Here is a 12,689-nt window from a genome sequence, read left to right as displayed (position 1 = left end):
CTCAAGGCGAAAGTAGGTAACCGCTGCGGTAGGCCTCGGTGCCGGCGACATGGGCGATCACCATGCCGGCGGTGGCCATGCGACGCAGGGAGCGGGCATACATCAGCCCGGCATTGCGGCAGTGGACGGGGGTGACGGTGTCGTTGACCGGGTCGATGATTTGCGCCACCAGTTGCCCGGCCTCCAGGTATTCGCCGGGCAGCGCGCTGTACACCAGCAGCCCGCCGACAGGCGTCGCCACCGGCTCGACGCCGGCCAGGGGCGTGGCCGGGTAAGGCAGGTCGGGCAAAGGCATCGGCTCGCCCTCGATGGCGCCGTAGCGGATCAGGTATTCGATCAGGGCCTGGCAGTCCAGGCTCGCGAGGCCGTGGTTGACGTCGCCCTGGCCGCGCAATTCGACGGTGACCGAAAAACTGCCCAGGGGAATCTCGAACCGGTCGCCGAAGCGCTCCTTGAGCTGCCACCAGAGCAGGGTGAAGCACTCGTCGAACGATTGGCCCCCCGAGTCGGTAGCCAGCAGGCAGGCCTCGGCGCCGATGTAGCGGGCCAGCGGCTCGACCTGGGGCCAGGCCTCGGGCGTGGTGTAGAGGTGGGCCACGGCTTCGAAGTCGCAATGCAGGTCCAGCACCATATCGGCGTCGCAGGCCAGCCGTTGCAGCACCAGGCGCAGGGATTGCAGTTGCGTACTGGCGGTCTGTCGGGCCAGGGCGTCGCGCAGGCTGGTGCGGATCAGCATCAGGTTGTGTTGTGGATCCTGGGTCAGCAGCTCTTCGATCTCGTTGCCGATTTCTTCGCTCAGGTCGACGAACCGGCGATTGAAGTTCTGCCCGCTCTCGAGCTCGTAGCGGCCCAGGGGTACGTCCATCAGCACTTGTTCCAGGCCGATGGGATTGGCCACCGGTACCAGGACGATTTCGTGGCGCAGGTGGCCGGAGGCTTCCAGTTCCGCCAGGCGTTGCTTGAGGTGCCAGGCCACCAGCATGCCGGGCAACTCGTCGGCGTGCAGGGATGACTGGATGTAGATTTTACCGGCGGCGTTTTCCGGGCCGAAGTGAAAGCTGTGGATCTTGCGTGCGGTCCCCGGCAGCGGGGCCAGCAGGTCATGAATCTGGTGGCGCATTTACGTGAACCTTAGTGAGTCGGGCCGAGGAAGGCCAGCCAACGACGTTCGGCGAGGCGGAAGAGCCCCACCAGTGCAAAGGTGACGCTCAGGTAGATCAACGCGGCGATCCCGAACGACTGGAAAGTCAGGAAGGTGGCCGAGTTGGCGTCCCGGGCGACTTTCAGTACGTCTGGAACGGTAGCGGTGAATGCCACCGTCGTCGAGTGCAGCATCAGGATCACTTCGTTGCTGTAGTAGGGCAGCGAGCGCCGCAGCGCCGACGGCATGATCACGTAGGCGTACAGTTTCCAGCCGGTCAGGCCATAGGCCTTGGCCGCTTCCACCTCGCCATGGTTCATGCTGCGAATCGCCCCGGCGAAGATTTCCGTGGTGTAGGCGCAGGTGTTCAGGGCGAAAGCCAGGATGGTGCAGTTCATCGCGTCCCGGAAGAAGCTGTCGAGCAACGGCTGGGCGCGCACCGCCGCGATGCTGTAGATGCCGGTGTAGCAGATCAGCAACTGGATATAGAGTGGTGTACCGCGGAACAGGTAGGTGTAGAACTGCACCGGCCAGCGCACGTAGAACCTGGGCGAGACCCGGGCGATGGACAGCGGGATGGACATCACGAAGCCGATCAGCAGCGAAGCGCTGAGCAACCACAAGGTCATCGCCAGGCCCGTGACGTTGACGCCGTCGCTGTAAAGGAACGGTCGCCAGTATTCCTGCAGGAGTTCGATCATCGCACGGCCTCCCGGGCTCCGGCGGCATAGCGACGTTCCAGCCAGCGCAGGATGACATTGGAGGCACTGGTGATTAGCAGATAGATCAGTGCAGCCAGAACCAGGAAGTAGAACAGCTGATAGGTGCTCTTGCCCGCGTCCTGGGCCGCCTTGACCAGGTCGGCCAGGCCGATGATCGACACCAGCGCGGTGGCCTTGAGCATCACCATCCAGTTATTGCCGATGCCCGGCAGGGCGAAGCGCATCATTTGCGGGAACACGACGAAACGGAAGCGCTGGCCACGCTTGAGGCCATAGGCCGTGGCCGCTTCGACCTGGCCCCGGGGAACCGCGAGGATCGCGCCGCGAAAGGTTTCGGTGAAGTACGCGCCATAGATGAAGCCCAGGGTGATGACCCCGGCGCCGAACGGGTTGATCTCGATGTATTCCCATTCCATGAAATCGGTGAAAGAGGTCAGCCAGGTTTGCAGGCTGTAGAAGATCAGCAGCATCAGCACCAGGTCCGGTACGCCGCGAATCAGCGTGGTGTAGAGCTGGGCTGGAATTCGCAGCAGTTTTAGGCGCGACAGCTTGGCGCTGGCGCCCAGCAGGCCGAGCAGGACACTCAGCAACAGGGACAAGGCCGCCAACTTGATGGTCATCCAGGTGCCTTGCATCAGCAGCGGGCCGAAACCCTGCAGGCTGAAAGCCGAGAGCCCCAGATTTTGTAGGAGTTGTTCGAACATGGAGAATGCCTTTGGCAGAAAAAAAGCGCCCGTCCGAGGCCGGACGGGCGCCGCGCATTATTTGCCGCTGTACAGATTCAGATCGCCAAAGTGTTTTTTCTGGATTTCGGCGTACTTGCCGTCATCGTGTAACGCTTTGATACCTTTGTCCAAAAGCGCCTTCAGCTCTTTGTTACCTTTCTTGATACCGATGGCGGTCTTGGACGGCAGCAGTTCGCTGTCCACCGGCTTGCTGACTTCATAGTCGACGCCCTTGGGCGATTTCAGGAAGCCCAGCTCGGCCTGGAGCATGTCCTGGATCGCGCCGTCGAGGCGGCCGGAGGTCAGGTCGGCGTAGACCTGGTCCTGGTTCTGGTAGGCCTGGGTCTTGACGCCGGCCTTGTCCAGCACGGCCTTGGCGTAGGCTTCCTGGATGGTGCCTTGCTCGTAGCCGATGGTCTTGCCCTTGAGCGAAGCGACGTCTTCACTCAGGCCCGAGCCTTTCTTGAACACGTAGGCCGTCGGGCCGGAGAACAGTTCGCTGGAGAAATCGATGACTTTTTCCCGGGCCGGGGTAACGGTCATGGAAGAAATCACGCCGTCGAACTTATTGGCCTTCAGGCCCGGGATCATGCCGTCGAAATCGCTTTCGACCCATTTGCATTTGACTTTCAGTTCCTCGCAGATCGCGTTGCCCAGGTCGATGTCGAAACCGACCAGGCTGCCATCGGCGGCCTTGGATTCAAACGGGGCGTAGGACGGGTCGACACCAAAACGCAGTTCCTTGTATTCCTTGGCCGTGGCGACGCCAGCAGCCATGCACAATGCCAGTGCAGAAAGGGTCAGCAGTGCTTTTTTCATTATCGAGTCCCTAGAACCAAAGGTGAGCGCTTGTGGCGCGTTAAGTGTTGTTACCGGCAATGGTGAGAACGGTAGACGGCAAAAAGATAGCAATTTCCGAACCAGAGTGGCGAACAGGCGTTTAAAAGCTTCGACGCGCCAGGATGCAAGGTGATGGTGCGCGAGGTGGCAGCGTACCGCAAAAAATGCACCAGGATGGATCGGACGTTGCCGGGGAATGCGCGGCAGGGGAGGAAAGTTATCCATGGTGATCCTGTCTCTGTGGCGGCGGGATAAATCCACTCGCCACACAGACGGGGCGGTCTTTCGTTTACTGACTGAGTTCGGACCTGAAGGTGGATTTCATTTCAGCAGATCCTGCAGCGTTGCCAACGTGTCGGCGTCCTCGACGGTCTTGTCCTGGCGCCAGCGCAACATTCGCGGAAACCGTACTGCGATGCCGCTCTTGTGTCGCTTGGACAGGGCAATCCCCTCGAAGCCCAGTTCGAACACCAGGGTGGGCTTCACGCTGCTCACCGGGCCGAACTTCTCCACGGTGGTCTTGCGCACGATACTGTCGACCTGGCGCATTTCTTCATCGGTCAGCCCCGAATAGGCCTTGGCAAACGGCACCAGGCTGCGTTCGCGGCTGCCCGGCGGGTTGTCCCACACGGCGAAGGTGTAGTCGCTGTACAAGCTGGCGCGCCGGCCGTGGCCACGCTGGGCATAGATCAATACGGCATCGACGCTGAACGGGTCGATTTTCCACTTCCACCACACGCCCATGTCCTTGGTCCGACCGACGCCGTACAGCGCATCGCGTGCCTTGAGCATCATGCCTTCGACTCCCAGGCTGCGGGACGCTTCGCGCTGGCGGGCCAGGTCGGGCCAGTCCCGCCCGGTGACGATCGGCGACGGCAGCAGGACCGGGCTGTGGCAGCGGGTGACAAGCGCCTCCAGGCACTCGCGACGCTCGGCCTGGGGGCGGCTGCGCCAGTCTTCGCCCTGCCATTCCAGCAGGTCGTAGGCCATGACCACCACGGGGGCATCTTCAAGGACTTTCTTGCTCAGGGTCTTGCGGCCGATGCGCTGTTGCAGCAAGGCGAAGGGCTGCACGGCCGGTTGCAGCGGCGCATCGGCATCGAAGGCCTCGTCGGTGAGGGGAAGTGGGGTTTTCCAGACCACGATCTCACCGTCGATCACCGTGCCATCCGGTAACGCCCCGGCCAGGGCGTGCAGTTCGGGGAAGCGCTCGGTGACCAGCTCTTCGCCCCGGGACCACACCCATAGCTGGCCGTCGCGCTTGACCAGCTGGGCGCGGATACCGTCCCATTTCCATTCCACTTGCCAATCGCTGGCCGGCCCCAGGAGTGTGTCGAACTGCTCCACCGACGCGCTAAGGGCGTGAGCCAGGAAGAACGGATAGGGTTGGCCGCCGCGTTGGGCATGCTCATCGTCGGATTCGGCGGCGATCAGCTTGAGAAAGCTGTCGGCCGTGGGGCGATGGGACAGGTCGGTGTAGCCCACCAGCCGCTGGGCCACTCGTTTGCTGTCCAGCCCTGCCAGGCCGGCCAGGGCCCGGGTCACCAGCAACTTGGACACGCCGACCCGGAAGCTGCCGGTGATGAGCTTGATGCACAGCATCAGGCTCGGCCGGTCGAGCTGCGCCCACAGGGCTGGCAGCCGTGCCGCCAGTACTTCAGGCGGCTCGCCCCGCAGAGGCAGCAGCTTCTCTTCGATCCATGCCGCCAGGCCTTCGTCGGAGCGGTGGGGCGACTCCGGCAGCACCAGCGAGATGGTCTCCGCCAGGTCGCCCACGGCCTGGTAGCTTTCCTCGAACAGCCAGGACGACAGGCCGGACACTTGCACCGCCAGTTCCCGCAGGATTTTCACCGGTACCAGTTGCCGTGGCCGGCCCCCGGAGAGGAAGTACACGGCCCACGCGGCATCCTGTGGCGAGGCCTGGGTAAAGTAGCCCCGCATGGCGGCCAGCTTGGCATTGCTGGAGGTGGTGGCGTCCAGGTCGGCATACAGCTCGGCGAAGGCCTTCATGATGCCTCCTCGTCGGAGGGGGGCGTCACGCTGGCGGGCTCTTCCTCGTCGTCGCCGTATTCGGTGGAGAACCCCTGGGCGTCGAGGCCCTGTTCGCAAAGGTGACGCACCAGCACGCCCACCGAGCCGTGGGTGACCATGACCCGCTCCGCGCCGGTCTGTTCGATGGCCCACAGCAGGCCGGGCCAGTCTGCATGGTCGGAGAGCACGAAGCCTCGGTCCACGCCGCGCCTGCGCCGGGTGCCTCGCAAGCGCATCCAGCCGCTGGCGAAGGCGTCGCTGTAGTCGCCGAATCGGCGCATCCAGGTGCTGCCGCCGGCGGAGGGCGGGGCGATGACCAGGGCCTGGCTCATGAGCGGATCGTTCTTCTGGACGTCTGCGGCATAGATCGTCGGCGGCAGATACACCCCGGCCTCACGGTAGACACGATTCAATGGTTCCACCGCGCCATGGGCCAGGATCGGTCCGAGGCCGGAGTCGATACCATGGAGGATCCGCTGGGCCTTGCCGAAGGAGTAGCAGAGCAACACGCTGGTGCGGCCGGCGGCAATGTTCCCGCGCCACCACTGGTTGATCTCGTCGAATATCCGCGCCTGGGGCTGCCAGCGATAGATCGGCAGGCCGAAGGTGGATTCGGTGATGAACGTATGGCATCTCACCGGCTCGAACGCGGCACAGGTGCCGTCGGGTTCGACTTTGTAGTCCCCGGATGCCACCCAGACTTCGCCTTCGTACTCCAGCCGTACCTGGGCCGAGCCCAGGACGTGGCCGGCGGGGTGCAAGCTCAGGGTCACGCCGTGATGGCGCAAGCGTTCGCCGTAGGGCAGGGTCTGCAGATTGATGTCCTGGCCCAGTCGCGAACGCAGGATGCCTTCGCCGGGGGCCGCCGCCAGGTAGTGCTGGTTGCCGCTGCGGGCATGGTCGCCGTGGGCGTGGGTGATGACCGAGCGTTCCACGGGACGCCAGGGGTCGATGTAGAAATCTCCGGGCGGGCAATACAGGCCTTCGGGGCGGGCAATGACAAGATCCATGCAGTCACCGATGCGATGGGCTTGTCAGGTAGAGGTGGCGGGAGACGCAGAAGTTCTATCGGGTTTGACGGCAGTCGGCGACCCGATGCGCAGGTTTGGCGAAGGGAGGGATCCCTTCGCCACAGGGCAGGCTATCTGCCGGGCGCCAGGGTCAGGCGCGTCTTGCCGTAGGCGCGGTCGAAGTTCTGCGGCTGCAAGGGCACGTTCTGGTACTGCGCCTTGATCCACGGGTCGATGCCGCTGAGGTAGCTCGGGCTGGCCGGGTTGCCCGACTGGCCGACGCCGCCCTGGACCAGCAATGGTTCGGGCTGGCTGAAGTCGACGATAAGGCGCAGCGTGGGTGCCAGGACGGTGTTGAAATCCTGGCCCCAGGCGAACGCGGAGGTGTTCAGCGTGGTGGCATCGCCACCCGCCGACAACGGGCCGCGCACGGTCTGGCCACTGCCGTTCTTCCACTCGTAGCGGTGCAGCTTGCCCCACTGCCAGGCCTTGTGATCGGTGCCCAACTGGCTGTCGCCGACGCTGATGGCCGCGGCCAGTGCACGGGCCAGGATGACCGCCTTGTCTTCCTTTTGCGGGGTGCGGACATCGTCCCAGAAGGGGCTGTCTTCGCGGCCGAGCAGATGATCGGCCTGGGCCGAATAGGAGAGCTGGCCGTTGGCAACCAGGGCTTTCCACGCCTGGCTGTTCTCCGGGCCCAGTTCATCGAGGAAAATCTGCTTCATGCTTTCCTGCAGGAACAGCTCGTAGATCGCCGCGTCGGCGGAAACCGGGCTTAGCCGGCCGTCGAATGCCATCAGGCGGGTGTAGGCCTCGCGGGCCTTGGCCCGGTCGGCCGGCGGCAGCGCTTCGATTGCCTGCTTGAGCGGCTGGGCCAGGCCCGGGGCTTCGAAGACCTTCTTGAGCTTGGCCGCGAACGGGGTGGTCTGGTCGTATTGCATCGCGGTCAGGCTGCGGACGTCGTGCTTGCCTGCACCGGCCAGTTCGGCCAGGCGCTCGCCACGCTCCGGCGCGGCCCAGGAATTGGACAACTGCATGCCGTAGCCGTGGGGAATGACCCGCTGGTTGGCATTGCCGAGCCAGCCCTGGGCTGGATCCTGGTCGTAGGGGTGTGCCATGGGGTCGGCGTAACCTTCCCAGTCATAGCGACCATCCCAGCCCGGGGACGGCAGCAGGCCTTCGCCTTCGCGACGGTTCGGATAGCGACCTGTGACCTGCCAGCCAATGTTACTGGCGTCAGCGAAGATCACGTTCATGGCCATGGCTCGGATTTCGCGGGTGGCGTCGGAAGCCTTCTCGGCGTTCTGTGCACGGGACAAGTCGAAGAATGCGTCCAGTGTCCTGTCGTCGGTAAAAGCCGGTGTCTGCAAGGCCAGGCCAAGGCCGTTGGCCATGGCCAGTCCTTGGGCGCTGTTGAGCAGTGGCCCGTGACGAGTTTCGAACACGGCTTCACGGATCGGTCGTTGACCTTTGACGAAGTAGGTTTCGTTGCGCACCGTCACCGGCTGCCATTTGCCGTTGACCTCGTAGGACAGGGAGTTGCCCTGGCGTCGGATCTTTTCCAGGAACAGGTCCTGGTTGTCGCCCTGGACGCTGGTCATGCTCCAGGCCACCTTGCCGTTGAAGCCCGCCAGGATCATCGGGATGCCCGGTACGGAAACGCCTGCCGCCTGGTACTTGGGCGCCCGGATCTGCACCGGACTCCATGAGGAAGGCGCGCTCAACGGCCCTTGGCTGGCGCTGGCCAGCAGGCTCTTTCCGCCACGGCTGTGTTGCGGGGCGATCACCCAGTCATTCGAAGACCCTGCACCCGGCAGGTTCAGCCCGGCCAACTGATTGCTGGCCTTGTCGAGTTCGGCCAGGCCAGGGATCTGACCATTGAGCCGGATGCCCTGGAGCTTGTCGGCTTCGCTCAGGGGCAATGGTTCGTCCGGATAGGAGGGACTCAGCCAGGCCAGTTTGTCGTTGTTGACCGTCTGGGCCAGCACCAGGCTGGCGATCTCCTCCGGCAGGTTGGCCGACTGGCTGAAATTCAACAGGCAGAACATCAGCGCCGAATCTTCTGGCTTCCAGTATTCGGGTTTGTAGCCAGTGGCGGCCAGGTCCGCTGGCAGCTTGTCGCGATAGCGGAACAGGTAGGCGTTGACGCCGCGGGCGTAGACCTCGAAGAAGCGCTTGAGCCGTGGCGAAGAGGCCTTGTACAACTCGTCGGCGCTTTTCTTCATGTTGACGGCGCGCATGTAGCGGTCGACGTCCAGGCGCTCGGCCCCGGACATTTCCGCCAGCCGACCCTGGGCCAGCAGGCGCAGGGTCACCATTTGCGTGATGCGGTCGCCGGCATGGACGTAGCCGAGGGCGAACAGCGCATCATGGAAACTGCTGCTCTCGATCAAGGGCATGCCCATGGCGTTGCGTCGAACCGTGACGTTCTGCGCCAACCCCTTGAGCGGTTGTACGCCGGAAGTGGGCGGGACGGTGTCCTGGGTATTCCAGGCCTGGCAACCGCTCAAGCCGAGCACACCAGCGACCGTGGCGGCAACGCCGAGTCGGGGAAAGAAAGAAGTAGAGGCTGGCGAGGCCATGGCAAAGCTCCTGCGGGAGGGGGCACCCAATGAAAGGCGCTACGTTAGTGAGCAGGAGAAGGCCGCGCAAGCGGCGACGAGGGATATTTGTGGAGCTGGCGACGAAAACCCGGTTGCCGGACGAGTGCCAGGGCTTGCCTGTAGGACGAGGTGATGCTCAAGTGTCGGGAATTTCAATGGCCTGACGAGAAAACCGGCATGCAGCTACGCCAAGACGCAGCGCTGATCCTGATCGATCAACAGAAAGGCATTCTTCATCCCAGGCTCGGCCCTCGCAACAATCCCGAGGCGGAGCTGCGCATGCTCGAGTTGCTGCGGTTCTGGCGACAGTCGGCGCGGCCGGTGATCCATGTCCATCACCTGTCCCGTTCGCCGGACTCGGTGTTCTGGCCGGGGCAGTCGGGGGTGGAGGTCCAGCCGCGATTCGAGCGGCTGGCGGGGGAATGGTTGGTTCAAAAACAGGTGCCGGATGCGTTCAGTGGCACGCGCCTGGAAGAAGACCTGCGTCGGGCAGGCATCGGGCAACTGGTGATCGTGGGGGTGGCGACGCACAACTCGGTGGAGTCCACGGCGCGTACGGCCGGTAACCTGGGATTCGACACGTGGGTGGTCGAGGATGCCTGCTTTACTTTCGACAAGGCCGACTACTTCGGCAATGTCCGTTCGGCTGCCGAGGTGCATGCCATGGCCCTGGGCAACTTGCAGGGCGAGTATGCGACGGTGGTCGATGTGAAGCGGATTCTGGAGGCGGGCTGACAAGTGGTTGTGCCGGTCTCATCGTGGGCAGACCCGCTCCCGCACTGGATCACGCGGCAATAGGCAAACGTACCTTGTACCCTGGATCCCCTGTGGGAGCGAGCTTGCTCGCGATGATGCTTCAACAGGCGAAGATGGCCTTCGCCCGGCCCCTCAAGCCCCGTGGCACTTCTTGAATTTCTTGCCGTTGCCGCATGGGCAAGGGTCGTTGCGGCCGACATCCTTCAGGGCATTGCGCACCGGTTCCTGGTGAGCGTGGCCGCAGTTCGGACCATGGACATGGCCGTGGTCATGATCGTGGTGATGGTCATGGTCGTGGTTGCAATCAGGGCCATGGACGTGGGGTTGTTGGGTCATGGGGTCACTCCGCAATTAAATCGGCGGCGATTATCACGCCATTGCGCTCCAGGTGCACGTAGTGAGCGATGAATAATCCGGTTTCCAGCTCACCTTCCAGACGATAGGGAATCTGTTCCCGGGGTTTCTCGAGCAATTTCACCACTTCGCGCACCTGCGGCCACAGGTTGGTACGGATCGGCACCTTGAAGTAGGCGCTGTTGTTCGGGCCCACCGTGAACCAGTGTTCGTGCTCGCTTTCGGTGAGCAGCAGGGTGCCCAAATGAACCCGGTAGGTCAGGCCGCGCACGGTCAGGTCGCTGTCCCCTGGGTTGTCGACCCGAAAATGCAGCACGAACCGTTGCTCCACCAGGCGCGCCCGTACGACTTCGACCTTGACCAGGTGCACTTGCGGTTCCGGCGCCTGTTCACCACGCCAGGACGCACAACCGCCAAGCCCGATGAACAGCAGCAGGCTGGCGGTGCGTAGCAGGAGTGATGGACGTGTCATGTCTGCGCCTCTGTCACCAGGTCTTGAATGCCTGCGCGACGATCATGCTTCGTTGAAAGCGGGTCCGGCTTCTCTTGCAAAGCGTAGGCTCTGTACGAAAAGCCTAGGGCAGAAGCGGACGAGTGCTCGACGATTTCAACGATTGAAATAGCCCGCGCAGCACTTCTTGAACTTATGCCCGCTGCCGCACGGGCAGCTGTCGTTGCGGCCCGTCTTGACCGGCACGGTCGGGTCGATGAAATACCAGCGGCCACCGTTCTGCACGAAGGAAGACTGCTCGCGGTGGCTGTGCTCGCCATGGCCGTCATGCCAGCGTGCGGTAAAGGTCACGAAGGCATGTTCCGGTTGGCCACCGAAGACTTCACTGCTCTGCACTTCCAGTCCCAGCCAGGTGCTGTTGGCGCTCCACTCGCTGATGGCCTGGCGGTCGAGCCCGTCCTGTTGAGCGGGCAGGGTGGTCGCCACCAGGTAATCCACCAGCCCGAGCACATAGGCACTGTAGCGCGAACGCATCAAGGCTTCGGCGCAGGGCGCCGGGTGGCCATCGTGGTAATGGCCGCAGCATGCGTCCAGTGGGTTGCCGCTGCCACAGGGGCAGATGGGGGCGTGCAGGCTCATGTTCACAGCTTCTACCACCAGTATTTTCCGAAGTTTTCCGGGTTGGCCCAAAAGCGTGAGTTGAGCCAGTCGGGGACTTGCTTGTATTCAAGCAGATCATAGGTGAACAGGGTCAGCACCTGCTCCTCGCGCTGGAACCGCTCGCTGGCCTGCAGCGCCAGGGAGAAGAAGTCGGTTTCCTGCCAGCCGCAGGCGCTGAGGTCCGCCAGCACGGCAATACGGCTGGCATTGAGGTTGCGGATGCCACCCAACAGGTTCAGACCGTCGCGCTTGGGCAAATGCTCCAGGCAATCGAGCGCCAGCGCCAGGTCGAAGCGTTGCGTGGCGATATCCGGCGGCAACGGGCCCGGGCTGGCCTGGACCACTTCGGTGTCGGGATGGGCCTGCCGGAATGCTTCCAGCGCGGGAAAGCCGCTGGCACCGACCAACAGCAGTTTTCGCGGCGCATAACGGTCAAGCACGGCGGCCAGGGCTTGCTGGGGGGTACGCGAAGAAATGGCAACGGTCATCGAAGTTCCTCAGTCAGAGCCACCACGATAGCCTGCGCAAGGGTCCTGGCCTAGAGCGGTTTGCGCGCAAAACAGGCAAACGGCTGTAAACACGGGGCGAAACCCGCGATGGCCCCGGGCTGGCGCGGATCCGGACTCGGGTCTTTACTCCCCTGAATCGGTGCAAAAGCCGATTCCTCAAGGAGAAAAAACCAATGAGCATAGTTCGGACAGCGTTACCCCTGGTTCTGCTTACCAGTGTGTTGACTGGTTGCGCAGGTTTGCAAAAAACCGACTGGCCGATCTGTGCGGCCACGGGCGGTGTCGTCGGCGCCGGGTTGGGCGCCATCGAAAGCAGTTCCTGGATCGGTCCTGGTGCGCTGGTGGCCGGTACGGTGGCTGGGGCCTGGTGCTGGGCCCATGGCGACGGCGACGAGGACGGCGATGGTGTGCCGGATAGTCGCGACAAGTGCCCTGGCACTCCCAAGGGCGTGCAGGTCGATGCCGACGGTTGCCCGCCACCCGCGCCAGCGCCGATGGCGCAAGAGCCCGTGGTGGTCAAGGAAGAAACCATCGTGATCCGCGATGTGCACTTCGAATTCGACAAGGCCACGCTCACCGCCACCGACAAGCAAGTGCTGAGCGATGTGGCGAGCCGTCTGAAGCAGGAATCGTCCACTGCGCAACTGCGGGTGACCGGTCATACCGACAGTGTCGGCAACACGGCCTATAACCAGCGGTTGTCGGAAAAACGGGCCAATTCGGTGGTGCAATACCTGGTGGAAAGCGGCGTACCTCGTGCCAGCTTCGTCTCGGTGTCCGGTGCCGGCGAGAGCCAGCCGGTGGCCGACAACCAGACGGCCGAAGGACGGGCCATGAACCGTCGCACGGAAATCAAGATAAACCGTTGAAAGCCTGAGGCGAGGGGG

13 protein-coding genes are annotated in these 12,689 nt (G+C 63.4%); 2 read left to right on the top strand and 11 right to left on the bottom strand.

Annotated features, from left to right (window positions below):
- Position 1: 1 nt before the first annotated feature.
- The 7 genes from BW992_RS00825 to BW992_RS00795 form a co-directional block, all read right to left on the bottom strand.
- Entirely contained in the window at positions 2–1,120 is a 1,119-nt protein-coding gene (locus tag BW992_RS00825) for a succinylglutamate desuccinylase/aspartoacylase family protein (protein WP_072387777.1), read from the bottom strand.
- 11 nt (positions 1,121–1,131) lie between these two features.
- Complete coding sequence (locus BW992_RS00820) at positions 1,132–1,842, bottom strand: ABC transporter permease (RefSeq protein WP_072387775.1); 711 nt, start codon at positions 1,840–1,842, stop codon at positions 1,132–1,134.
- A complete protein-coding gene (locus BW992_RS00815; RefSeq protein ID WP_072387773.1) occupies positions 1,839–2,567 on the bottom strand; it encodes an ABC transporter permease in 729 nt (242 codons plus the stop codon). Before BW992_RS00815 ends, BW992_RS00820 begins: the two co-directional genes overlap by 4 nt.
- Before the next feature lie 57 nt (positions 2,568–2,624).
- Entirely contained in the window at positions 2,625–3,407 is a 783-nt protein-coding gene (locus BW992_RS00810) for a transporter substrate-binding domain-containing protein (RefSeq protein WP_072387771.1), read from the bottom strand.
- Between the two features lie 342 nt (positions 3,408–3,749).
- Positions 3,750–5,438: an ATP-dependent DNA ligase gene (locus BW992_RS00805; RefSeq protein WP_076405316.1), complete on the bottom strand. Its 1,689-nt coding sequence runs from the start codon at positions 5,436–5,438 to the stop codon at positions 3,750–3,752.
- The gene (locus tag BW992_RS00800; RefSeq protein ID WP_076405314.1) at positions 5,435–6,469 is read right to left on the bottom strand and encodes a ligase-associated DNA damage response exonuclease; all 1,035 of its coding nucleotides are present in this window, start codon (positions 6,467–6,469) and stop codon (positions 5,435–5,437) included. The genes BW992_RS00805 and BW992_RS00800 overlap by 4 nt, the downstream gene beginning before the upstream one ends.
- 131 nt (positions 6,470–6,600) lie before the next feature.
- Positions 6,601–9,051, bottom strand: coding sequence for a penicillin acylase family protein (locus BW992_RS00795; RefSeq protein WP_076405312.1), 2,451 nt, complete (start codon positions 9,049–9,051; stop codon positions 6,601–6,603).
- 198 nt (positions 9,052–9,249) lie between these two features.
- Here BW992_RS00795 and BW992_RS00790 point away from each other — a divergent pair, with 198 nt between their 5' ends.
- The gene (locus BW992_RS00790; protein WP_076407308.1) at positions 9,250–9,807 is read left to right on the top strand and encodes a cysteine hydrolase family protein; all 558 of its coding nucleotides are present in this window, start codon (positions 9,250–9,252) and stop codon (positions 9,805–9,807) included.
- Between the two features lie 153 nt (positions 9,808–9,960).
- On the opposite strand, the gene BW992_RS00785 is transcribed toward BW992_RS00790, so the two are convergent.
- The 4 genes from BW992_RS00785 to BW992_RS00770 all read right to left on the bottom strand — a co-directional run bounded on the left by BW992_RS00785 (position 9,961) and on the right by BW992_RS00770 (position 11,781).
- Positions 9,961–10,164, bottom strand: coding sequence for an SEC-C metal-binding domain-containing protein (locus BW992_RS00785; RefSeq protein ID WP_003198420.1), 204 nt, complete (start codon positions 10,162–10,164; stop codon positions 9,961–9,963).
- Between the two features lie 4 nt (positions 10,165–10,168).
- Complete coding sequence (locus BW992_RS00780; RefSeq protein WP_076405310.1) at positions 10,169–10,654, bottom strand: LEA type 2 family protein; 486 nt, start codon at positions 10,652–10,654, stop codon at positions 10,169–10,171.
- 135 nt (positions 10,655–10,789) lie between these two features.
- Positions 10,790–11,266 carry a YchJ family protein gene (locus BW992_RS00775; RefSeq protein ID WP_092181839.1) on the bottom strand — a complete coding sequence of 159 codons (477 nt, stop codon included), beginning with the start codon at positions 11,264–11,266 and terminating at the stop codon, positions 10,790–10,792.
- 17 nt (positions 11,267–11,283) lie between these two features.
- On the bottom strand, positions 11,284–11,781 hold the full coding sequence (locus tag BW992_RS00770; protein WP_072459608.1) for a DUF6231 family protein: 498 nt from the start codon (positions 11,779–11,781) through the stop codon (positions 11,284–11,286).
- Positions 11,782–11,975: 194 nt separating this feature from the next.
- On the opposite strand from BW992_RS00770, the gene BW992_RS00765 reads away from it, so the two are divergent.
- Positions 11,976–12,671 (top strand): OmpA family protein, encoded by a 696-nt coding sequence (locus BW992_RS00765; protein ID WP_072387756.1) that lies wholly within the window; start codon positions 11,976–11,978, stop codon positions 12,669–12,671.
- The last annotated feature ends 18 nt before the right edge of the window (positions 12,672–12,689 follow it).

Origin of the sequence: Pseudomonas sp. 7SR1 (assembly GCF_900156465.1) — a bacterium.
Taxonomy (GTDB): Bacteria; Pseudomonadota; Gammaproteobacteria; order Pseudomonadales; family Pseudomonadaceae; genus Aquipseudomonas.
This window is presented reverse-complemented; position numbering and strand designations above follow the sequence as displayed.